Source organism: Bacillus sp. IT-79MI2 (assembly GCF_949768135.1).
Lineage (GTDB): Bacteria > Bacillota > Bacilli > Bacillales > Bacillaceae_G > Bacillus_A > Bacillus_A pseudomycoides.
In genome coordinates this window covers 1-23359 of record NZ_CATKPV010000106.1, presented here as the reverse complement: position 1 = coordinate 23359, position 23359 = coordinate 1, and the positions used below count along the sequence as shown (strand labels likewise).

Genomic DNA, 23359 nt, shown 5'->3' with positions numbered 1-23359 from the left:
GTGAAAGCAAAGAAGTGATATGGTAAGAAACACAATGATTAAAGTTTCCTTTTATAATCCGATATAACTTGAAGGGTCAACTGCATTTGTTTTACCTACATTCCATTCACCAATATGAAGTTCAAAATGTAAATGTTGTCCGAAAGATTGACCGGTGTTCCCCATAAATCCTAATTGCTCGCCTTGTTTTACAGTTTGTCCATTAGATACAGAACGGCTACTCATATGAGCATATACTGTTGTATAAGTTTTTCCGTTTATACGATGTGATAAGTAAACGACGTTTCCATAAGTGGATGATAATTCGGAACGAATAACAACACCGTCTGCAGCGGCGATAATTGGAACTGTTCCAGCGGCTGCGATATCAATGCCTTTATGATTATCTAGGGAACGAGCGCCGAATCCAGAAGTTTTTGAACCAGCGGCTGGCTTAATAAATCCACCTTTGTTCGTATCTTGCGGTGTTGGTGCAGATTGTTTTTTTGCGTCCTCTGCCTTGCGTGCCTCTTCAGCTTTACGAGCTTCTTCCGCTCGTTTTTCTTCTTCAATTGCTTTTTGAACCGCTTGTCGTTGATTTTCTAAAATGCTCTTCGATTCTTCTAATCCCTCAATCTCAGAATCTACTTTGGATACTTTCGTATGTAGATCGTTAATGAGCGCTTGTTGCTGCTGTTGATTCGCTTGCAATTCTTGTTGCTTATGTTCTAATTTTTGTTTGGATTCCTCTAATTGCTGTTCCTTTTTCTCAACAGTCTCTTTTTCTGCTGTTACAGCCTCTTGATCACTCGTTTGTTTTTTTACAATATCGGTATCATTATTTAAAATCAAACTTACGGAATATATATTGTCAACAAGATCTGCGATGTTATTTGAATTTGTTAACACTTCCGTAATGATATTTGTGCGAGGTTTTTCTTGCATAGATTGCAGTCGTTGTTTAATGACCTCTTGACGTGTATCTATGTTTGTTTGTAATTGCTCAATATGTTTCTTTTTCTCGGCAATGACTTGTTGAGTCTTGCTAATTTCTTTCTTTGTATCATTTAAATCAGCTTCATTTTTATTAATAGAAATAGTTAGTTCATCAATCTTTTTTTGTAATTCTTGTATTTCTTTTTCTGTTTGTTCTTTTTCTGCTGATTTATTTTGTAAGTCGTTTTGTTTTCCCTCTAATTCTGATTCAATTGTAGATAATTTATCTTGATTTGTTTCCGCGTGTACTGGTGAAAGTAACGGAGAAACAAAAATAGTTCCTGCTGCTAAAACGCTGAAAGCTGCAAATTTCTTCATTGTTGTCTAGCTCCTTTCCCTATGAATGTATATATCATAAGAAGAAGAAGGGTGTCTATTGTTGTAATCATACTGTAAAGAAAATTTTATAAAATTGCTAAGTATTGTCGGAATTAAGAATATTTTAGGAGAGTTTGTCGCCTAATTGTAAAGTTAAAATTGGTATTAAGAATCGAATTTTTTAATTTTAGCAGCACGTAAAATGAATAAAAATGATTTCATTTTACACAATAAAGCTTTGTTTTAAAATCTATAAGTGAATAGTGAGGAATCGTTCTCATGTGAGGTTTTCTGACATGAGTTTTATTTTTGTCAAGAAAATTATTTGTATTCATGTAAACTTATTTAGTTGTCAGATTTCCTTTTTTGATTTATCATTTTTAACAGGGACAAAATGTAGTGAATTGTCGAATAATATGTAATACTCTTAATTTCTTAGTTTCATAGAACGAGAGAAGGGGAGAGTTAACGCATCTAAGAAGGGGGTTGCAGCAAGTATGAAAAAACTTGGACTTGCATGGCAAATTTTAATAGGTCTTGCGCTTGGTATTGCAGTTGGGGCAATTTTTTATGGCGATAGCACAGTTGTAGGATACTTAAAACCAATTGGTGATATTTTCATCAGATTAATTAAAATGATTGTTGTACCAATCGTCGTAGCGAGCATCGTTGTTGGGGTTGCAGGAGTTGGTGATGTTAAAAAGCTAGGTCGATTAGGCGGAAAGACAATTATTTACTTCGAAATTATTACAACGATTGCGATTGTTGTTGGCCTACTGGTAGCGAATATTTTTCAACCAGGAAAAGGCGTGAATATGGATCAGTTAACAAAGACTGATATTTCTAAATATGCAGAAACGACAGCTCAAGTGCAAAGTCATTCGTTTGCAGATACATTTGTAAATATCGTTCCGACGAATATTATGAAATCATTGGTTGATGGCGATATGCTTGCCATTATTTTCTTCTCTGTACTATTTGGTTTAGGAGTTGCGGCGGTTGGTGAAAGAGGAAGACCGGTTCTTCAATTTTTCCAAGGTGTAGCAGATGCAATGTTTTACGTAACAAACCAAGTTATGAAGTTCGCACCATTTGGTGTATTCGCATTAATTGGTGTTACAGTTTCTACATTTGGTTTAGCTTCACTAATTCCGTTAGGGAAATTAGTAATCGTCGTTTATGGATCCATGATTTTCTTCGTCGTAGTTGTATTAGGACTTACGGCAAAATTATTCAGGATTAATATTTTCCAATTCTTCAAAATTTTAAAAGATGAGCTGATTTTAGCGTATTCTACTGCGAGCTCAGAAACGGTTTTACCGAAACTGATGGAGAAAATGGAGAAATTCGGTTGTCCGAAAGCAATTACATCTTTCGTTATTCCAACTGGTTACTCGTTTAACTTAGATGGATCGACGCTATACCAAGCGATTGCGGCAATTTTCTTAGCGCAAATGTACGGTATTGATTTATCCATTACACAACAAATTACATTATTACTTGTATTAATGGTTACATCTAAAGGGATTGCCGGTGTACCAGGGGTATCATTCGTTGTACTATTAGCGACACTTGGTACAGTAGGTATTCCAGCAGAAGGTTTAGCATTTATCGCAGGTATTGACCGTATTTTAGATATGGCTCGTACAGCAGTTAACGTTGTAGGTAACTCTTTAGCAGCTGTTGTTATGTCTAAGTGGGAAGGTCAATATGACGATGCAAAAGGACAAGCCTATTTAAAAGAGATTTCAGAGAAACAAGCAGCGTAATAATTGTCGGAAAAGCCCTCACATAAGATGTGGGGGCTTTTCTGCATAGTAAAGGAGAGAGAATAATGAAACGGAAATACGGAGATGGTTCGTCCTGGGAACGGCTAATAGAGAAAACATATGAAGTGAAGATTATAGAGCAAGGAATGTTAGGGATACTGCATACGCCAAAAGTGACAGAGCCTAGTTACAAGCAATATAATAATCAAGAACTTTGCATTGTAAATGATGGATACACATGGGTGCAGTATTTTATAAATAATAAGCACTTTGCAATTACGGCTATGCTCGATGAAAAGAAGAACTTAGTGCAGTATTATATTGATGTGGCAAAAAAATTTAGAATAGATGGGCGAGGTATGCCCTATTTCGACGATTTATATTTGGATGTAGTGTTATTACCTAATGGTGAGGTATATTTACTGGATGAAGATGAATTAGAAGAAGCGTATATAGCTGGAGATATTTCTGAAGAAGAACATAATGTAGCGTGGGATACGGCCAAATGGCTTATGGAGGAAATTGAAAAAGAAAAGCTTCCTTGGATTGCAATTTTAGAAAAAGAAATTCAAAAATTAAAATGACTATTTTCCTTTCTTTATGCTGATTTATTCGTGTTTTTGTATAAATATCAAAAAATACCAACTGTTTTTATACAAATAATAATTGACTTTTGATTTGTAAGCGAGTAAAGTTAGGGAAGAAATTATTATTAAAAATAAAATATGAAACCTTCTTATAAAGAGAGGCGGAGGGACTGGCCCTACGATGCCTCGGCAGCGGACTCACGATGGAGTGCTGTGCCAAATCCAGCAAGCATGTGCTTGAAAGATGAGGAGAGTGTTTCTTATAGATGTATAAGACCTCTTCTTTTCGGAAGAGGTCTTTTGTTATTGAATAGAAAAGGTTTAGAAATAGGGAGAGATGTTATTTTGAAACAAACGAGAGGGAATGGTTTGGCGTTATTACCGCTTGGAATATTTTTGGGGCTATTTATTGGTTCTGGCATTATTACAGGTGATTTCTATAAATTGCCGATACTTGTTGCGATTTTAATAGCTGTAGGAACAGCGTTAGCGATGAATCGTAAGGAAAGCTTTACAGTGAAAGTTGAACGGTTTGCCAAAGGGGCTGGTAATCCGGATATTATGATTATGGTGTTGATTTTTGTACTTGCTGGTGCGTTTTCTGAAACAGCAAAAGGAATGGGTGGAGTTGACTCTACAGTTAATTTAGCACTATCTATTTTACCGCAAGGGTTTATCGTTGCTGGGATTTTTGTTATAGGGGCCTTTATTTCACTAGCGATGGGAACTTCGATGGGGACTATTGCAGCGTTAGCACCAATTGCTGTAGGGATTAGTCAGCAAACTGATATTTCAATTGCGTTAACGATGGCAACAGTTGTCGGTGGGGCAATGTTTGGTGACAATCTATCATTTATTTCTGACACGACAATTGCAGCTGTTCGTTCGCAAGGAACAGAAATGAAAGATAAGTTTAAAACGAACTTTTTAATTGTACTGCCAGCTGCAATTATAACGATTGTACTATTAGTAGTTATTACATTAGGGAATCATACAGAAATTAAGGCTCATACGTTTGATTGGGTGAAAATTTTACCATACGCAGGTGTACTTGTTACAGCGTTGCTTGGATGGAATGTGCTCATCGTATTAACAGGTGGAACTGTATTATCTGGCATTATCGGCCTAATAGATGGAAGTTATACATTAGCGAGTTTCTTTAAAAGTGTAACGACTGGCATTGGCGGTATGATGGAGTTGGTATTACTAGCAATTTTAATCGGTGGAATGGTTGAACTCATTCAATATAATGGTGGTATTCAATATTTAATGGATATATTAACACGTAATATTCGTTCGAAAAAAGGCGCGGAGTTTGGAATCGCCGGTTTAGTGAGTATGACGAATATGTGTACAGCGAATAACACAATTTCTATTATTTTCACAGGACCGCTTGCAAAAAATATTGCCGATCAATATGAAATTGATCCACGAAAATCAGCGAGTGTATTGGATCTTTTCTCATGTTGTATACAAGGATTAATTCCATATGGTGCTCAAATGTTAACGGCGGCAGGATTTGCGGCATTGTCACCGGTTGAATTGTTGCCATATGCGTTTTATCCAATCTTAGTTGGAGTTTGCGGTATCATTTCTATCTTAATAGGTTTTCCAAGATTTTCAAAGGTAGCGGAAAAAAAGCAATATCATAAAACAGCATAAAGAAAAGAGGATGTCTTATATAAGGCATCCTCTTTTCTTTATGAAGCGTATATACTTACTTCCAACCTGCTTTGTTTAACTTTATATGCATTTTAATGTAGGGCTGACCCGGAATAGGTCTTAAGTCTGATTCGAAAACGGTTCTTAAGCTCGTTATGGAAAGTCAAAAAAATAGTTAAGATAGGAGTATCAAATCGAAGGGAGGCAAGCACAAGATGAAACAATTTTTAGCGTTTATCGCGGCCGGTATTTTGGCTTTGATTGCTCTTGGTAGTCTTGCTGGTATTGTAGGATTCGTAATTGGAGCAGGGATTGTGTACTGGAGCTATAAATCATTTGTGCGAGCACAATCATTTTTTGGAAAGTTAGCTTGGGGTATTGTCGGTTTAATCGGCTTGTCAATTGCCCTTTCCCATTCCCCAGCATTAATCGGTATCGTAGCATTAGTAGTTTTATACTATGGATACCGTGAGTGGAAAAAAGAAAAAGATGTAGTAGTTGATTCTGCTTCAGAAGGCTCTAAACGATATAGCAACTTTGAAGATGAGTGGAACAAGTTAATGAAAAACTAATATAAAGCAATTTAAATCATAAAGTAGAAGAGAGGAAGATTATAATGAAACAATCTTTATTCGGACGTGTACGCGATGCAATTTTAGCAGATTTTCATAATGTTTTAGATGAGAAAGAAAGAAAAAATCCAATCGCTATGTTAAATCAATATTTACGCGATAGCGAGCGTGAAGTAACAAAAATTGAAAAGTTAATTCAGCGTCATAAAACACTAAAATCTAATTTTGCTCGTGAACTTGAGCAGGCTCGGTATTTCGTAAATAAGCGATCAAAACAGGCGATAATTGCACAAGAAGCAGGGGAAATGCAATTGCATGAACGTGCAGTAGAAGAAGTAGCATATTATGAAGGGCAAGTAGCTCGACTAGAAGAAATGTATGCAGGTGTAGTGGAGCAAATTGATGAGTTAGAACGCCGTCTTTCTGAAATGAAAAATAAACTAAAAGAAATGAATGCAAAGCGTATGGAATTAATGGCACGTGAAAACATGGCTCATGCGAACCGTCGCATGAATACAGCTCTTCATAAAATGGATGAGAACAACCCATTCTTACGATTTGAAGAAATTGAAGATCACATTCGTGATTTAGAACTTCGCATGAATGAAGATCATGAGCGTGATTCATTTGATATGAAAATTGCAAAACTTGAGCGTGAAATGAAAGAAAAGGATGGAGTATCCTTAACAAAAGAAGTAACAAAATAATTGTAGTACATTATAAAACGAGCTTATGATATAGTGATAGAAGAAAAGGTGTTGGAAAGCAATACCTTTTTCTTCTATTTATATGTGACAAGAAGGAGGGGAGCTGAAATGAAGAAACAATTTTCAAAATCACAACTAGTGGGGATGCTCCTCATCATATTTGGATTTGGTCTTTTTCTTGATATGATTCTCGGACATTTTGAACCGGGTGCTCTTATTTTTGCATTTATTATGATTATGTTCGGAAGACATTATCGGAAAAAGAATCGCTATGTGAGAGGTAATGTGTTTTTATTTGTCGGAGGACTTATTTTTTTATTCTTCCTGTTTTCATCAGCAGCCTTCGTGCTTGTTGTAGTTACTTGCTTAGCTTTCATCGGTTATCAGCTTATACAAGGACAGCAGAAGCCAAAAACTGTACAGGTAGAAATTAAGGAAAAAGGATATATAGATGAAGAAAAACAAATCTATCGTACAGAACCATATCTTAAAAATATGATGGTAGGTAACGTAAGAATGATGGATCATATTTATGAATTAGAGGATATTAATGTCCAGTACGGAGTCGGTGATGTTGAAATTGACTTGACGACGGCGATGATTCCTGAAGGAGAAACGGTTATCGTTATTCGTGGCGTTATTGGTAACATTCGTTTGTATGTTCCGTACGATATTGAATTATCTTTAAATCATTCTGTTATTGTTGGTAGAGTACTACTTCCAGGACATGAAGAGACAGGATTTAATCGGAATGTTACATTCAAAACAGAACAGTATAGGGAAGCTCCTCGGCGTATTAAAATAATTTCTTCGCTTGTCGTAGGCGATACGGAAGTGAGGAAAGTATAATGAAAAAGCAAAAGAATATTTCATGGATGTATATTCGGTACTCTATGTTATCTTCTGTTAGTATTGCAATTATTTGTACGATTGTATATGTATGGAGAAGTAGAGAAGATGTATACGATTTATTGTGGAAAGAATCCATTGCTTCTGTTCCAATTAGCTTGTTCATTATGAGCACAAGTCTTCTTATTGGGGGAATTGTTGGATATGCAATTGGTTACTATATGCAGCAGCGTATTCAAGGTTTAAATACTTTTTTATTTGAAGTAGAGCGAGGTAATTTTCCAAAAGACGTTTCGTTTACTGCAGAGGATGAATTTCATGAAGTAGAGAGAAAAGTAATTGCGCTTGCTAAGCGATTAGAGGAACAAGCCGGATTATTTCAAAAAGTAACGAATGAACGAGCTCATTGGAATGAAGAGATGAGACAAGAAGCTATTTCTCAAGAAAGGCATCGATTAGCTAGAGAACTGCATGATTCAGTGAGTCAGCAGCTTTTTGCAATGTCTATGATGATGTCAGCTATTAATGAACAGGTAGCTCAAATTCCAGAAACAACAAAAAAGCAATTGCAGCTTGTGGAAAATATGGTCGTAAATGCACAATCAGAAATGAGAGCATTGCTGCTTCATTTACGTCCTGTACAACTTGAAGGTAAAAAATTAACAGAAGGTATAGAAGAGTTACTAACAGAGCTTTCAAGAAAACAGCATATGAAAATTGAATGGTTGATTGAGCCAATTCAATTGAAAAAAGGTGTGGAAGATCATTTATTCCGTATTGTGCAAGAAGCTTTATCCAATACGTTACGGCATGCGAAGGCAAAGAAAACGGAAGTTCGTCTTCGTCAAATCGATCAATATGCAATTTTAAAAATCATTGATGATGGTGTTGGGTTTGAAGTAGGTGTCAATAAAGCTGGATCATATGGTCTGAGGTCTATTCAAGAGCGTGTTCATGAAATTGGTGGAACACTAAAGGTACTAAGTTTTCCGAATAAAGGTACACAAATTGAAGTGAAAGTACCAATTATAATAGAGAGAGAGGGGGAGTAGCATGATTAAAGTACTGCTTGTAGATGATCATGAAATGGTGCGGATGGGTGTATCAGCGTATTTATCAACTCAGCCGGATATCGAAGTGGTTGGCGAAGCTGAAAATGGAAGAAAAGGTTCAGAATTAGCATTAGCATTAAAGCCAGATATTATTTTAATGGATCTTGTTATGGATGAAATGGATGGTGTTGAGGCAACGCGTGCCATTATTCAAGAATGGCCGGAAGCAAAAATAGTTGTCGTGACAAGTTTTTTAGACGATGAAAAACTATATCCTGTTATTGAAGCAGGTGCAACGAGCTATTTATTAAAAACATCAAGAGCGAGCGATATCGCAGATGCAGTACGAGCGACTTATGATGGGGAAACAGTACTTGAGCCGAAAGTTACTGGGAAAATGATGTCCCGTATGCGTCAAAAGAAAGAACAGCCACTTCATGAAGATTTAACAGAACGAGAGTTTGAAATCTTATTATTAATTGCAGAGGGAAAGAGTAATCAAGAAATTGCGGATGATTTATTTATTGCATTAAAAACCGTAAAGACACATGTAAGTAATATATTAAACAAGTTGAATGTAAGTGATCGTACACAGGCTGTTATTTATGCATTTCGACATCAATTAACGAAATAAAATGTGGCTTCCACTGTATATGACTTGTTTCATTGGTGGACGTTGTCTTTATCCCGCTATTTACGGGCAGTAAGATCTCCATCTCAAAATTCAGTGAAAGCAAAGAGGTTAGGGGGGGTGGAGCAACTGCCCGTAAAAGCTTGATTGGTGAGGGTTAATAATCAGTGGGGGATGAAGAAAACCCCGTTGATTAAAGTTTTACGTTATTGACGCATTTATTTGTAAGCGTTATCATCTGATTGGAAATAGTACATACAAAGGGGGAGATTGTGTATGTTAGTTCAAACAGTATTTGAAATGGGTAAAAATAAAAAGTTAGAAAACTACGTGAATGCATTGCAAGCACTTAAGGAGCAATACGATATTGAAACAGATTGTATTGCGATAATTGAAGCGACAGAAGAATATTATTTATTTCTAGTAAAACAAACAGATTGCTATGATGTTGTGAAAGTAGAAACAGTTGATACAAACCTTGAGTATTATACGAAAGCGTATAAAATAAGTAGTTTCAGTCATACTTCCTACCGAGTGTAAAAAACTCCCTTAATCGGGAGTTTTTTACTAAGATGCTTTAGGTTCAGAAGGAGTTTCCGTTAGTGGTATTGGTTTTGTGCCCTTTAATTTTGCGACTACAAGACCGATTGTTGCTCCAGCAAGCGCTGGTAATAACCAACCAATTCCTTCATTATAAAATGGAATAAATTCAAAGTAAGAGGTAATGAATGTAACAGATACATTTCCTTGCTTTAGTCCATCAAACATACTTATTACTGCAGCCCCGATTAAAGCACCAACATAAACAGAACGGTAACCACCAAAGTACTTATGGAGTAATGATAATAGTACGAGTACGATAGCAATTGGATATACAACTAGTAAAATTGGAACAGAGATTGCAATGATTTTTGTTAAGCCTAGGTTTGCTACTAGAAGTCCTAATACACAAATGATACCTGCTAGCTCTTTGTAAGAAAATTTTGCAAATAATGTTGAGAAATATTGGCTACATGCTGATACAAGTCCAACGCATGTTGTTAAACAAGCCAGTGTAACGATAACCGCTAATAAGGCAAGGCCATATGGGCCGAATAACTGTTGTACAATAACTGTAAGTAATTGACCGCCATTTTTTGCATATCCAAGTGAAACACTAGTTACACCTAGCCAGCCAAGTGCTCCATATACGAGTACGAGCCCTGCAGCTGCAATAAGTCCTGCTTTTGTCGTTGCAATTGCAACAGCTTTACGATCTTCTACACCTTTTGAGCGAATTGCATTCACGACGATAATCCCAAATGCAAGTGCCGAGATCGTATCCATTGTTAAATATCCTTCCATAAATCCTTTGAAAATAGGAGAAGTTTGATACTCCTGCATCGATGGACCTGAATTTCCGAGTGGTGTGAAAACACTTTTTACAAACAATAAGAAAATAGAGAATAGTAAAATAGGCGTTAGCACATTTCCGATACGATCAACGAGTTTAGAAGGATTTAAGCTAAGCCAAAATACGATAGTGAAAAAAATGACCGTATATATAAATAAGGATAAGCTACTAGTACGAATTGTTTCTGGTAAGAAAGAACTAACACCCATTTCGTAAGCGACGTTAGCGACACGTGGAATTCCCATGGAAGGGCCAATTGCAATATATACAACTACTGTAAATAAAATTCCAAATAAAGGGTGAACATGACTTGCAAGTTGTTGCATTCCATTTCCTGAAAGAGAGATTGCAATAACAGTTAATAACGGTAAGCCAACTCCTGTTAGTAAAAACCCGAGCATTGCTGGCCAGAAGTTTTCACCAGCGTTTTGTCCAAGCATTGGAGGGAAAATTAAATTACCTGCTCCAAAAAATAAAGAAAATAGCATAAGACCTGTGAAAAAAATATGTTTTTTTGATACAGTGTTCATTGTGTTTCCTCCTTTTATAAAAATTCATTCGTAAGAACACAAAAAACTCGCCCCTTAAAAAGGGACGAGTTATATTTACCCGCGATACCACCCTAGTTCATACACGTAGAAATACATCTATATGTATGCGGCTTTGCAACGTACAACATGATACGTGTTCCTTGTAACGGGGGACGACCGGTAAGAACTTACTACATCCTTCGGTTCTACTTCTCGGAGATGATTTTCGGTTATGAGCTGAACGTTGGCTTTCAGCAAGATGCCAACTCTCTGGGGAACAGCTTTATATAACGTACTCGTTCTCGTCAATGAATTTTGTTCAAGTATTCTGACAGTATTTTCACATGTTTTTTTCATAAAGTCAATAGATTTTTTGAATAAAATTTTGAGGGAGTGTATCTATATGAGAAATAGAACGAATAAAATTTGCAAAAGCTTCCTGATCTGTCGGGCCTTCGGAGCGATTTCTGCCCTCTTTAAATGTCAAAAATTTATCTCCTCCATTTGCTAAGAAAGAATTGACTACTACAGAGTATATTTGATCATCGCGTAATGGTGTTCCGTCATCTAATGAAATTGTTTGGACGATGCTATTTTTCCAACTATAACGAATCCCTGAAATTTGTAGCATGCGAGTTTCTTCTTTCCATTGCTCTTGCAAGACATTTCGAATTTCTTTTCCAGACAAATACATTTTAATTAATTTGTTGCCGAATGGTTGTATGAGGAAGGTATCTTCCCATGTAATTGTTCCTTTTTTTAAATTATGCCGGATGCTTCCAGGATTTACAAAAGCAATATCCGCCTGCATAGTTTGGCGCTGGGCTATTGCGAGAACAGTTCCTAAATTTGATTCGCCGTGTCCATTTTGATTACGAGTTAACTCACGGTCCGTTATTCCGAGTTGTTCCTCTACTTTAGATTGGATTTTTGAGGCGTAAGAATCTATCCAGTTTCTTGTGTGTAAATCAGGAGAAATTACATTTTGATAGACAGGGATAATTGTTGCAGCTTTTTTCGTAATATCTTTCGTTTTACGATTTAATGTAAAGGTGACGTTTGAAAATGCTTTTCCGTATGAGTAGGCTTGAACAAGCAATTTGCCGTTCACATTTCCATTTATATAGGAGTGGGTGTGACCACCAAAAATAATATCAACATCAGGATCTATTTGAATAGCTAAATCAGCTAAAGATCCATTTGTATTACTTTCTGTCGTATTACCACCTAGGTGGGCAAGAATAACAAATGCATGAATACCTTTCTTTTGTAGTTGATACACATAAAGGTTAATCGAAGAAGCTTCATCTAAAAAACGAATAGAAGACATATCGTTGTACATTGTTAGAAAAGGAGTATCGTTTGTAGAAACGCCGATGAATGCGATTGGAATTCCATCAATCCATTTAATTATATAGGGGGGGAAGAGTGGTTGATTCGTTTCACTGTATACAATATTTGCGGATATATAAGGAAAGGAGCTACCTGAAAACGAACTTGTTTGTGTAACGGATTCGCCATTAATTAGTTGTTGCAGAGCAATGGGCCCCCTATCGAACTCATGGTTTCCTATTGTACCAACATCAAATTGAAGATTATTTAAAAACTCCATCGTTGGTTCATCATGAAAAAGTGCTGAAATCGGAGGACTCCCACCAATCATATCCCCTGTATGAACAAGTAAGGTGTTAGGGTTTTTATCGCGGTAGGATTGAATGTAAGCAGATATATAATCAGCACGCCCTACAGCTTTATCGTGCAACGCTGAAGTCGTATTTAATTGGCCGTGGAAATCATTGAGGCCGAGAATTTGCACGGATACGTCGGTAGGTGGAGAAGAAGGGGATAGAAAAGAAAAAATTAGTTTGATAAGAAAAGGGAGTAATAAGAAATAGTTCATATTGACACTCCTCAATTTAAATTATTTTAGGGTGTGGATTTTTACTTACTGCCCGTAAAGACCCGATTGGTGAGAGTTGATAATCAGTGAGGGGTGAAGAAAACCCTTACTGATGGACGTTTCACTTTATTGTATGAGGAGTGGAAGGGAATCTTTTGTAAAAAGTACGTAAAAGTGTAGAGGTGATGTAAAAATTTTTTTGAGAAATATGACAATTAAAACAAGAAGGCAGGAATCTTTTTTATTAATAGAGAATAATACTACAATCCACTTGCTGGAAAGAACAAACTAAAAAGAGGTGACGGAAATGCTTGCGATGGGTGTATTGTTCGGAATTATAGTGATTTGTGGTTTTATATGGTTATATTATTCGCGTTCATTTAAACAAGCAGAAGTGTTACTTTTTCAAAAAGGAAGTTTGTTGACAAGTCAGTCCAGATATTTAGTATGTCCAAAGTGTGGAAGTGCACAGGCCAGAAGTGGAGGGTATCAAGAATGTTGCAAAATTAGGTTATGAAAGGAGAAAGCCTCACAAAATTATGTGAGGCTTTCTTAAAATTTTGTAGCACTCCAAATAGTCCAGCGATCTTGTTCAATAATCGGAGCTATATTGTTTAGTTTAGAGTGAATGTGATGGAGTAATTGAGAAAGTTCATTGTCTGTTAATTCGTATAAAATGGATCGGCCTGTTCGTGGTGATAAATCTTGTAATAATGTTTCAATCGAATCATGGATTTTTCGCACTTCCCACATTGTTTGAAGGGGAAGTGGATACATGCCGTTTTGTGCGATGAGTTGTTGTATGTGCGTTGCTTTCGGTCTTCGCTTTTCCTCTATTTGAATGAGCTTAGGATAGATGGAGAAGAAATACCCACGAATATGTTCTGGGCTTCCTGGAATTGTACAATCTTCAATGGTACGATCTTGAAGAATGAGCCTTCCATTTTTCTTTAAGATACGTGAGGCCTCTTGTAAAAATTTCGGGATGTCTTGTAAATGATGGATAACAGCACGAGAAATCACAATATCAAAAGTTTCATTAGCAAACGGCATATGGTGGGCATCACCATGAATAAATGAGATGTTTGGGACGGAAGCGCAATTCTCTGTTGCCGCTTGCAACATTTTTTTTGAGAAATCGAAGCCGATGACTTTGCTAGCTCTCATAAGAGCCAGTTTTTTCGTATAAATACCACCACCGCAGCCGATATCAATTATGTTTTTACCACTTACATCAATTATATTTTGAATCATCTCACACCAAGAGGAATCTGCTTTTCGCGTGGCGTAGGTGTACTTATTATTAGCATCATGAAAATTAATGGACATGTGAAAACCTCCCTTCGTATTTAGTATATCTTATTTCATCATACATAACGTTTTTGTTTCATTTTCAAGGACAATAAGCTTTTCTTATTGTTCTAGATAGGAGAGAAAAAATTGAAAAGAAAATGGGTGTTTTTCTTACTATTTTTTTTATTAGCATCGTGTAGTCAAGTTGAACAAAAAAAGGAGAAAAAACAAGTAGAAGAGACGGTGAATCCTATGCAGGAAAGTATACAAGTAACAATTATACAAAAAGGAAAGCTTGAAAAGGTTTTAAAGCAAGAGGAAGCAAAGAAAGTGGTGGATATTATTAATAAAGCTGAGAAACAACAAATAACAGGGGGTTTTGGAGAACCAGAGTACGAAATCCAAATTGAGAAAAACGGAAAGAAGAAAATATATCGTGCATGGCTAAGAGGGGAATCTCGTCAAGGGTGGCTACAGGATGAAAAAGAGACGTATATGCTTACAAAATCTGATACAGAGCAACTTTTATCTATACTTCCAGGTGCTACTGAGCAACAAAATGATGATACAAAAGTGAACGCTTTAATAGAAGTGACAAAAAAGGACATGCAAATTACTGCTTTTCATATTAAAACAGATGAGAAAAAAATAAAATACACAGTATTTTATACAATCTCGGATTCTTTATATAAAACTTTAGAAAAAGAAGGGAAGTATTATTTTCAATTGATTTTTCCTGAAAAAATGCAACAGGTAGTCGGAAAGAAAATGAGTGAAACTATTGCAGGAGAAAAAGTTAGAGAAGGATATAAACAATATGAAGTGAATCTTACTGTACCTATAGAGGTTGCATCAACTTCCCAGTTAAAAGCATTAGAAACTTATTATGATCATTATGATTTACAAGTATTGAATCATAAAAAAGAAAAAGTAGGTACGTTTCAAAATATTATTCAAATTGTAAAAGAGTATGGTGAAAAAATGAATTTGCAAAGATAGTCAAAAACTTTCCTAGGAAATGATAATAGAGTGAACCTAAAAGGTTCACTCTATTATTTTGTTTTGGTAGACGGCTCATTTAACGATTTTCGTGTAATAAGATAGGAAATCATAAGAGCAGAAAGAATTATAAGAATAATAAAGAGATGCTTTGGTAACAAATCTAATAGTAAGACATAGCCAACTGTATAAAAGATTAATGCCGAAGCTAAAAAAGAAAGGGTACTAATCATGAAAGATTGTAATCTCATTTTTGTCTACCTCCTTTCGTTATTAGTTTTGGCTAAAATTGGATGAAATAAACGTCATTTTTAATAATTGAACACGCTCTACAAAAAAAGAAATAAGCTATCCAAAATTTTGGTTAGCTTATTTCTTTTTGGGAAAAATATGAAGGTGTATATTTAATTCGTTAGTTTAGTAACAAATAGCGGGATAAATCTAAATCGTTCATATATTTTTCACAAAAACACCGTGTTTATAGTGATTAAAATCACAACCTTCCATTTTGGCTTCGTTTACAATAACAATATACAAGGAAATAGAGGAGTGGGATACAATGTTAAGTGCAAAAACAATTGAAATAGTAAAATCAACAGTACCATTATTACAAGAAAAAGGTGTTGAAATTACGACACGCTTTTATCAAATTATGTTCTCGGAACATCCGGAATTATTAAATATTTTTAACCATACAAATCAGAAAAAAGGAAGACAGCAACAAGCGTTAGCAGGTGCAGTGTATGCAGCAGCAACGTATATTGATAATTTAGAAGTTATTATTCCTGTTGTAAAACAAATTGCTCATAAGCATAGAAGTTTAGGAATTAAAGCTGAACACTATCCAATTGTAGGGAAATGTTTACTACAAGCAATTAAAGAGGTTGCGGAGGCACCACAAGAAGTGTTAGATGCTTGGGGAGAAGCGTATGGTGTAATTGCTGATGCATTTATTAGTGTCGAAGCAGGAATGTATGAAGAGGCAGCGGAAAAAGAAGGAGGATGGAAAGATTTCCGTAACTTTATCATTGTAAAAAAAGAGAAAGAGAGCGACGTAATCACATCATTTTATTTAAAACCAGAAGATGGAGGGAAGCTATCTTCATTCTTACCTGGTCAATATGTAACGATCCAATTAAATATAGAGGGTGAAACATATACACATAATCGACAATACAGCTTATCAGATGCTTCTGGTAAAGACTATTATCGTATTAGTGTAAAACGAGAAACAGCTACAGAGACACCGGATGGAAAGATATCTAATTATTTACATAATCACATCCAAGAAGGAGATATTCTTCCATTAAGTGCACCAGCAGGAGATTTCGTATTAAATATGGATTCAAACTTACCGATTGTGTTAGTCAGTGGCGGTGTTGGTATTACGCCGATGATGAGTATGCTAAATACATTAATTGAGCAAGCTTCAAATCGTAAGGTATACTTTATTCACGCAGCATTAAATAGCAATGTGCATGCGATGAAAGAGTATGTACAGCAAGTAGAGAGCGACTATGAACAAGTAGAAGCATACACTTGTTACTCTTCGCCAACAGAACAAGACCTACAAATGAAAAACTTTGATAAAGAAGGTTTCATTGATTTAGATTGGCTGCAATCTATCATTCCTACGTCTGAAGCAGAATTTTACTTCTGTGGCCCGGTACCATTTATGAAGCATATTAATGCGGCTTTAGTAGAATGGGGAGTTTCACCTGAACACATTCATTATGAATTTTTCGGACCGGCAGCAAGCTTATCATAAGGAAAACAAAAAAACGAGGTGTTAGTTTACCTCGTTTTTTGTTTGTTCTCGTAACAAGCGATTTACTGTTTCACGACGTACACCGATAAGTTGTCCGATTTCTGTTTGTGTTAATATTTCATAAATGGGAATTCCTCCTAAATAGAGTGCGAACCACTCTTGTAAACGGTGGAGACGTTCTTTTGGAGAAACAGTTGTTAATTGATCGATTCGTTGCTGCATCATTCGCAATTTCGTTTGTAGTTGCATGGCGATGTCAGCATATAATTCTGGATTCTCCTGTAGTTTTTCGTACCATGTATTACATACAATGGGTTGGACCTCTGTCTTAATTAAAGCGATGGCTGTACCATGATATTCTTTCGGTGAAATTAAAGAATGGTGAGGAATTGTCTCACCAGGAACGATAATATTAAATAAAAATGGTGTTCCGTCTTCTTGTAACCGAACGACCTTTAATAGACCAGTTTTAATAAAATATAAAGGTCCTTCTTCACCTTGACGAAATAGTATATCCCCTTTATGTAGAATCAATGTTAGCACCCCATTATTTAGTTCTATTAGTTTATTGTAAGTGATATACATATAAATTCAAATACAAATACAAAAGGTGATGTATATATCCATTTTGATTTTCCAGCATATAAATCGTTGCTATGAAGAACAAAATGTGACCGCACTCGTTTTTCTCTTTGCTTTCACTTGGTATAGGGATAGGAAGAGGGGCTGATTGCTTCTATGCATAGCCGGATGATCTCTCTCACTTACAAAGAAAGGTTTTATGTCAGTGTTTCAATTTGCACTTATATTGTTATAAACAGCAATTTTATTGACGAAACGTATGCTATTACAGTAGTATACTATTTAGTGTGTAATAGTACTAGCAATGAATACGCTGTAGGGGGTTTAGTATATTGTTAGATGCGAAAATGACTGATATGAAAATTCCAGCTAATGCTGTCATACATGTGGAAGAGATGAAAGGTGGAGTCGTTCTATCAGTTGAAATAGATGGTCAAATTATTTATACAATGGCTTATGACGAAGAAACGGATAGCTACGCTGAATTGTATGATAGAAATGATAAACGAGCACGTCAAGTACATGAAGATTTTATGGGGTGGTCACTCCTTCACTAAAAGATGTCAATATGACATCTTTTTTTGTTGAATCGATTGATTATACGAATTTATGTAATAAATAGATAAAATTTGTAATAATTGATTTTGCATTGTTAGCATATTGTAAAGGCAAAGTGTCCTTTTTTTCGCTATCATAGAGGTAACAGCCCAGCTATAGGAGTGTGATCACCATGGACAAATTATATATTTCAAATTTGATGTTGTTGTGTGTGTGTACAGTATTATGTTTTATTTTAGGGATGTTTTTGTATTCCTGCGTATGAAAAAACGCATTCTAAAAAGAACGCGTTAGAGGAAAGAACTGATAATCAGTTTAGTTCCAAGAATAAGTAATGTGATACGCAATAAATTGATAATCGCATTACCGCTTAATTTTGTATTAATGTAAGCTCCGATTTTTCCGCCAATCCAAGCACCTGGAATAAGAATCAATGCATAAATCCAGCTTACATTGCCAAGAGAAATATGAGTCAAAGAACTTACAATTGCTGATAAAAAGACAATAAACATTGAAGTTGCAACAGCAATTTGTGCAGGGAATGCAAAAAGAAGCATCATTGCTGGAACGAGCAATACACCGCCACCAATTCCAAATAATCCAGATATGAAACCAACTACAAATGCGATAATAATCGAAAGAAACGGTGGGAATTGATAATAAACGGTTTTACCTTCAGAATCCGTGAAAGAACGTTTAATAACAGTTGCATCTGAGAGGGAAAGAGGTTTCAATTTATCACGTAACAAGAGAAGGATAGATACAAAAATAAGGAAAATTCCAAAGTATAAAGAGAAAGAATCCTGATTCAAAAATTTGTTTGCCCACGATCCAATAATCCCTCCAGGACCGCTCCCTATAAATAAAATAAGTCCACTTTTATAATCTACTCGCTTATGTTTCATATAAGTAAGAGTAGAGGAGAGACCAGTGAAAACTACGGTCACAATTGATGTTCCAACTGCGAGTTGTGGTGATAAACTATGCAGTCCAATTAGTAAAGGGACGATGATAATTCCTCCGCCAAGCCCTACTAGGCTTCCGACTGTTCCTGCGATTAATCCAATGAAAAGTAACATGATATATTCCAAAATTGCCAACTCCTCTGTATAACTAATCCAACATTCATTATACACACTTTTTGAAAAGAAATAAGATTGTTCACAAAAAAGTCGTCTTCCTAGAAAAATAAGGAAGACGACTTTTGATTAGAAAATTAAATGTAATAGGCAATAGAATAGAGCAGCTAATGAAGCTGAAATTGGAAGTGTAATCACCCATGTAATTAACATGCGCTTTGCAGTTCCCCATTTTACACCTTTTACACGATGTGAAGCACCTACCCCTAAAATAGAAGAAGAGATAACGTGCGTTGTACTAACTGGTAAATGAATAAATGTTGCTCCGAAAATGACAAGAGATGATGATAAATCAGCAGCTACACCGTTTACAGGACGAATTTTCATAATTTGTCCCCCAACAGTTTTAATAATTTTCCATCCACCGACAGAAGTACCAAGACCCATTGCAAGAGCACATGAGAATTGAACCCATAAAGGAATATCTCCAGAATTATGAAGGCCATTTGTCATTAATGCCATTGTAATAATACCCATTGCTTTTTGAGCATCGTTTGTACCATGTGTATAAGCTTGTAGTGCTGCGGTAAACACTTGGAATAAACGGAAGTTTTGATTCGTTTTCGTTAAATTAAAGTTTTTAAAGACAACTTTAAAAATACTATACACGATAAAACCAATAACAAATGCAACGATTGGTGAAATAATTAAAGCTTCAATAATTTTAATAAATCCTTTGAAATTAATTGCACTTAGACCAGCAGCAGCAATTGCAGCACCTGCGATTGCACCAATAATTGCATGCGAAGAACTACTTGGGATTCCATAGTACCAAGTAATTAAGTTCCAAACAATTGCAGCAAGCAGAGCGGCTAAAATAACATATGATCCATGTTCTAAAGCAAAAGGATCAACAATGTCTTTTGTAATTGTTTTTGCTACACCTGTAAATGTCATTGCACCTAAAAAGTTCATAATAGCTGCCATGATAATGGCTTGTCGTGGCTTCAAAGCTTTGGTAGAAACAGCTGTCGCAATGGCGTTCGCTGTGTCATGGAATCCATTAATAAAGTCGAAAGCTAAAGCACAAATGACTATTAAAACAGTTAAAATCAAGACTGTATCCATGATCAAACTCCTTATGCGTTCTTCATAATAATTGTTTCTAATACGTTTGCAACGCTTTGACAGCTATCAGCAACTTCTTCTAGCTCTTCATAAATTTCTTTGAATTGAATGATCTTGATCGGATCTTTTTCACGAGAGAATAAATGTTTAATGGCGTGACGACGAATATCATCACACTGTGATTCGTAATCCTTAATTTTAATTGCATTTGTGCGAATGTCCACTAATTTCTTATTCGACATAAGTTCAACGGAGTTTGCAATTTCAATCGCACATTGATTAATTGCCTCCACAAATTTAATCATGTATTCATCTGCCTCTGTAATAGAATACATTTCGAATAAACCTGCACTGTGGTCTAATCCGTCTAGTACATCATCCATGCTCATTGCAAGTTGCAGGATGTCTTCACGTTCAATAGGAGTAATAAACGCTTTGTTTAGCTCCATAATGATTTCGTGAATAAATGAGTCACCTTTTGACTCATATTCTTTCATGCGCATAGAAAATTCTTTTAAATCGCTAGCATTTTTAATTTTATACTCCACGAAAAATTGCGCGCCTTCTTTTAAATTTTCAGAAACATTCATTAACATTTCAGAAAATTTATCTTTTTTAGATTTAAATACCATTATTGTTACCCCCACGAAAAGTAATATATGTAAAATATATTGGCTAGTCAATTCTAACAAAAAACTGTCGGTTTTTAAAACATTTTATCGAAAAGTTTACAAAAACTTAACATAATACATATTGATGCATTAATAATATTAATAACGACTAATGAATATCTTACTTGTAGAATGTCCTTTTCTTGCAAAAAGTATGAATGAGAAAGAAATACTTTACACTTGAAGAACTATTACGTTATTATAATAAATTTAAAAGGAGGGAGTTTCTTCCTTTTTCTGATGAAAGTGTAAATAAATGAAGGAAGTGAATAAATGAAATTGAACAACACTCATTTCAAAAAAATGCTTGAGTGGTTCAACAAGAGGAAGAAATTGCGCAATATATTATTAATTTTTGGCGGTTTTTTCGTTACCCTATTTATTGCGGTAAATATAATGATCTCCATTCAAGACATATCTGCATTAAAACAGGCTGTTCCGCAGCCAACACTTATTTACGATGCCAATAAAGAAGTGGCAGCAAAGCTATCTTCTTCCAAGGCGGAAGGTATTAAAAGAAAAGATATTCCCGATATTATGATTCAAGCGGTTGTAGCAGTAGAGGACAAAGAGTTTTTTAGCCATCATGGTATTGACTATAGTGGGATTATGAGTGCCATATTAAAAAATATTACGGCGGGAGAAGTAGTTGCTGGTGGCAGTACAATTACACAACAGCTTGCGAAAAATGTATTTTTAACACAAGAACGTACATTTTCACGTAAGTTTAAAGAGTATTTTTTGACGAAGAAGATAGAGCGTACGTATACAAAAGATGAAATTATTGAAATGTATATGAATCAAATTTATTTTGGTGAAGGAGCTTGGGGGATAAAAAAAGCAGCGAAATCATATTTCGATAAAGAAGTAAAAGATTTAACAATAGCAGAAGCTGCGACAATAGCAGGATTAATTAAGGCACCGTCAACCTATTCACCATATAAAAATTTTAATAAGTCAATTGAAAGACGGAATGTTGTTTTAGCACTAATGAAAGAGCAAGGGTATATTACAGAAAATCAATACAAGAAAGAGCAAGAGACAGGCCTTGCATTACGACGAGGTGTTGATGATAAGTATAAAGGAAAATATTCGCAGTATGTGGATTATATTGTACGTGAGGCAATGGAGAAATATGAATTGACGCAAAATGAAATTTTAGCTGGTGGATATCGTATTTATACAGAGCTTGATCCGAAAAAACAACAAGCAGTAGAAGATGTTGTGAATAATGATAATTATTTCCAAGGGAGTAACGCTGATCAGCCTATGCAAACGGGCGTTGTTTTGATGGACCCGAAAACTGGTGGTGTACCCGCACTAGTCGGCGGGAGGGGGACGTATCAATTTTTGCAATTTAACCATGCAACGCAATTAAAAAGGCAACCTGGTTCAACCCTAAAGCCTTTTGCCGTATATGTACCAGCATTAGAACAAGGATATGAAGTATATGATGTTTTAAAAGATGAGCCGCTTAATATAAAAGATTATGCGCCCCAAAATAGTGATCATGCTTTTCATGGTGATGTTACAATGTATGAAGCGATTGCTAAGTCCTATAATGTACCAGCTGTTTGGTTGTTAGAACAAATTGGATTGGAAAAAGGTTTGAAGTCATTAGAGCGTTTTGGTATCCCACTACAAGCAGAAGACCGTACTCTTCCTATTGCTTTAGGGGGAATGCATACTGGAACTTCTCCATTTGTAATGGCTCAAGCTTACGCTACTTTTGCTAACGATGGTGTACAAGTTGAAGGGCATGCAATCCGGGAAATACAGAATGCTGAGGGAGAAACAGTTGGGAAATGGTATAAAAAAGAAACCCGTGTAACGAGTGAGAAAGTTGCTCAAAAAATGACGTACTTATTAAAGGGTGTTGTTGAAAAAGGAACGGGTGAAAAAGCAAAGGTGAAAAATATTGATACTGCTGGAAAAACGGGAACCACTCAGCTTGTGGATGGTCCAAGCAGCGGAGCGAAAGATTCTTGGTTTGTTGGCTATACACCGGATTTAGTGGGGGCTATTTGGATAGGATATGATAAAACAGACAGTGAGCATTATGTGCCAGGTGGTAGTCAAATTACAACGACAATGTTTCGAGATATTATGAAAAAAGCTGATGAAAACCCTAGTCAAAAAGCATTTCAATTATCGCTTATATCAGAAGCTGACTATTCGAAACAATTAAAGACAATTGAAGAAGAAAAGAGAAGAAAAGAAGAAGAGAAAAAGCGTCAAGAAGAAGAAAAACAGAGAAGAGAACAACAAAAAGAATGGATTGATAAAGTAAAAGAGTGGATTCCATTTTTGTAAAAATAAAAAGAGACGAATGATTA

The 23359-nt window shown here is 35.6% G+C and carries 23 protein-coding genes, 1 riboswitch and 1 other annotated feature; of the genes, 14 read left to right on the top strand and 9 right to left on the bottom strand.

The window, feature by feature from the left end; translation table 11 throughout:
- Positions 1-51 precede the first annotated feature (51 nt).
- Positions 52-1293 (bottom strand): murein hydrolase activator EnvC family protein, encoded by a 1242-nt coding sequence (locus tag ACM6HU_RS24420; RefSeq protein ID WP_414848493.1) that lies wholly within the window; start codon positions 1291-1293, stop codon positions 52-54.
- A 497-nt stretch (positions 1294-1790) separates the two neighbouring features.
- Here ACM6HU_RS24420 and gltP point away from each other — a divergent pair, with 497 nt between their 5' ends.
- From gltP to ACM6HU_RS24375, 9 genes are all read left to right on the top strand, one after another.
- A complete protein-coding gene (gltP, locus tag ACM6HU_RS24415; protein ID WP_016114026.1) occupies positions 1791-3062 on the top strand; it encodes a glutamate/aspartate:proton symporter GltP in 1272 nt (423 codons plus the stop codon).
- Positions 3063-3127: 65 nt separating this feature from the next.
- Positions 3128-3646, top strand: a complete 519-nt coding sequence (locus ACM6HU_RS24410) for a DUF402 domain-containing protein (RefSeq protein ID WP_016114027.1) — start codon at positions 3128-3130, stop codon at positions 3644-3646.
- 149 nt (positions 3647-3795) lie between these two features.
- Positions 3796-3900: riboswitch (SAM riboswitch) on the top strand.
- Between the two features lie 94 nt (positions 3901-3994).
- Complete coding sequence (locus ACM6HU_RS24405) at positions 3995-5311, top strand: Na+/H+ antiporter NhaC family protein (RefSeq protein ID WP_033671057.1); 1317 nt, start codon at positions 3995-3997, stop codon at positions 5309-5311.
- Between the two features lie 215 nt (positions 5312-5526).
- Positions 5527-5883: a lia operon protein LiaI gene (locus tag ACM6HU_RS24400; protein WP_016114029.1), complete on the top strand. Its 357-nt coding sequence runs from the start codon at positions 5527-5529 to the stop codon at positions 5881-5883.
- A gap of 44 nt (positions 5884-5927) precedes the next feature.
- Positions 5928-6590: a PspA/IM30 family protein gene (locus ACM6HU_RS24395; RefSeq protein ID WP_016114030.1), complete on the top strand. Its 663-nt coding sequence runs from the start codon at positions 5928-5930 to the stop codon at positions 6588-6590.
- A 108-nt stretch (positions 6591-6698) separates the two neighbouring features.
- On the top strand, positions 6699-7439 hold the full coding sequence (liaF, locus tag ACM6HU_RS24390; RefSeq protein ID WP_016114031.1) for a cell wall-active antibiotics response protein LiaF: 741 nt from the start codon (positions 6699-6701) through the stop codon (positions 7437-7439).
- Positions 7439-8491: a sensor histidine kinase gene (locus tag ACM6HU_RS24385; RefSeq protein ID WP_016114032.1), complete on the top strand. Its 1053-nt coding sequence runs from the start codon at positions 7439-7441 to the stop codon at positions 8489-8491. The genes liaF and ACM6HU_RS24385 overlap by 1 nt, the downstream gene beginning before the upstream one ends.
- Position 8492: 1 nt before the next feature.
- On the top strand, positions 8493-9125 hold the full coding sequence (locus tag ACM6HU_RS24380; RefSeq protein ID WP_016114033.1) for a response regulator: 633 nt from the start codon (positions 8493-8495) through the stop codon (positions 9123-9125).
- Between the two features lie 273 nt (positions 9126-9398).
- Complete coding sequence (locus tag ACM6HU_RS24375) at positions 9399-9662, top strand: DUF3992 domain-containing protein (protein WP_016114034.1); 264 nt, start codon at positions 9399-9401, stop codon at positions 9660-9662.
- 27 nt (positions 9663-9689) lie between these two features.
- On the opposite strand, the gene brnQ3 is transcribed toward ACM6HU_RS24375, so the two are convergent.
- Both brnQ3 and ACM6HU_RS24365 read right to left on the bottom strand, forming a co-directional pair.
- Positions 9690-11045, bottom strand: coding sequence for a branched-chain amino acid transport system II carrier protein BrnQ3 (gene brnQ3, locus ACM6HU_RS24370; protein ID WP_016114035.1), 1356 nt, complete (start codon positions 11043-11045; stop codon positions 9690-9692).
- Positions 11046-11102: 57 nt separating this feature from the next.
- Positions 11103-11363 (bottom strand) — a binding site (T-box leader).
- A 43-nt stretch (positions 11364-11406) separates the two neighbouring features.
- Entirely contained in the window at positions 11407-12945 is a 1539-nt protein-coding gene (locus ACM6HU_RS24365; RefSeq protein WP_414848492.1) for a bifunctional metallophosphatase/5'-nucleotidase, read from the bottom strand.
- Positions 12946-13252: 307 nt separating this feature from the next.
- Here ACM6HU_RS24365 and ACM6HU_RS24360 point away from each other — a divergent pair, with 307 nt between their 5' ends.
- Entirely contained in the window at positions 13253-13462 is a 210-nt protein-coding gene (locus ACM6HU_RS24360) for a hypothetical protein (protein WP_016114037.1), read from the top strand.
- A gap of 35 nt (positions 13463-13497) precedes the next feature.
- Here ACM6HU_RS24360 and ACM6HU_RS24355 read toward each other — a convergent pair whose 3' ends face one another.
- The gene (locus tag ACM6HU_RS24355; RefSeq protein ID WP_016114038.1) at positions 13498-14274 is read right to left on the bottom strand and encodes a class I SAM-dependent methyltransferase; all 777 of its coding nucleotides are present in this window, start codon (positions 14272-14274) and stop codon (positions 13498-13500) included.
- 111 nt (positions 14275-14385) lie between these two features.
- On the opposite strand from ACM6HU_RS24355, the gene ACM6HU_RS24350 reads away from it, so the two are divergent.
- Entirely contained in the window at positions 14386-15237 is an 852-nt protein-coding gene (locus tag ACM6HU_RS24350; RefSeq protein WP_016114039.1) for a hypothetical protein, read from the top strand.
- Positions 15238-15290: 53 nt separating this feature from the next.
- Here ACM6HU_RS24350 and ACM6HU_RS24345 read toward each other — a convergent pair whose 3' ends face one another.
- Positions 15291-15488, bottom strand: a complete 198-nt coding sequence (locus ACM6HU_RS24345; protein WP_016114040.1) for a hypothetical protein — start codon at positions 15486-15488, stop codon at positions 15291-15293.
- A gap of 308 nt (positions 15489-15796) precedes the next feature.
- Here ACM6HU_RS24345 and hmpA point away from each other — a divergent pair, with 308 nt between their 5' ends.
- On the top strand, positions 15797-17005 hold the full coding sequence (hmpA, locus tag ACM6HU_RS24340; protein WP_016114041.1) for an NO-inducible flavohemoprotein: 1209 nt from the start codon (positions 15797-15799) through the stop codon (positions 17003-17005).
- A 21-nt stretch (positions 17006-17026) separates the two neighbouring features.
- On the opposite strand, the gene ACM6HU_RS24335 is transcribed toward hmpA, so the two are convergent.
- Entirely contained in the window at positions 17027-17539 is a 513-nt protein-coding gene (locus ACM6HU_RS24335; protein ID WP_018764236.1) for a Crp/Fnr family transcriptional regulator, read from the bottom strand.
- A gap of 380 nt (positions 17540-17919) precedes the next feature.
- Here ACM6HU_RS24335 and ACM6HU_RS24330 point away from each other — a divergent pair, with 380 nt between their 5' ends.
- Complete coding sequence (locus tag ACM6HU_RS24330) at positions 17920-18144, top strand: hypothetical protein (RefSeq protein WP_003196257.1); 225 nt, start codon at positions 17920-17922, stop codon at positions 18142-18144.
- A gap of 291 nt (positions 18145-18435) precedes the next feature.
- On the opposite strand, the gene ACM6HU_RS24325 is transcribed toward ACM6HU_RS24330, so the two are convergent.
- The 3 genes from ACM6HU_RS24325 to ACM6HU_RS24315 form a co-directional block, all read right to left on the bottom strand.
- The gene (locus ACM6HU_RS24325; RefSeq protein WP_016114043.1) at positions 18436-19236 is read right to left on the bottom strand and encodes a sulfite exporter TauE/SafE family protein; all 801 of its coding nucleotides are present in this window, start codon (positions 19234-19236) and stop codon (positions 18436-18438) included.
- A gap of 117 nt (positions 19237-19353) precedes the next feature.
- Complete coding sequence (locus ACM6HU_RS24320; RefSeq protein ID WP_003196261.1) at positions 19354-20352, bottom strand: inorganic phosphate transporter; 999 nt, start codon at positions 20350-20352, stop codon at positions 19354-19356.
- A gap of 11 nt (positions 20353-20363) precedes the next feature.
- Positions 20364-20984 carry a DUF47 domain-containing protein gene (locus ACM6HU_RS24315; RefSeq protein ID WP_000231447.1) on the bottom strand — a complete coding sequence of 207 codons (621 nt, stop codon included), beginning with the start codon at positions 20982-20984 and terminating at the stop codon, positions 20364-20366.
- Between the two features lie 312 nt (positions 20985-21296).
- On the opposite strand from ACM6HU_RS24315, the gene ACM6HU_RS24310 reads away from it, so the two are divergent.
- Entirely contained in the window at positions 21297-23336 is a 2040-nt protein-coding gene (locus tag ACM6HU_RS24310; RefSeq protein WP_016114044.1) for a transglycosylase domain-containing protein, read from the top strand.
- Positions 23337-23359: the final 23 nt, after the last annotated feature.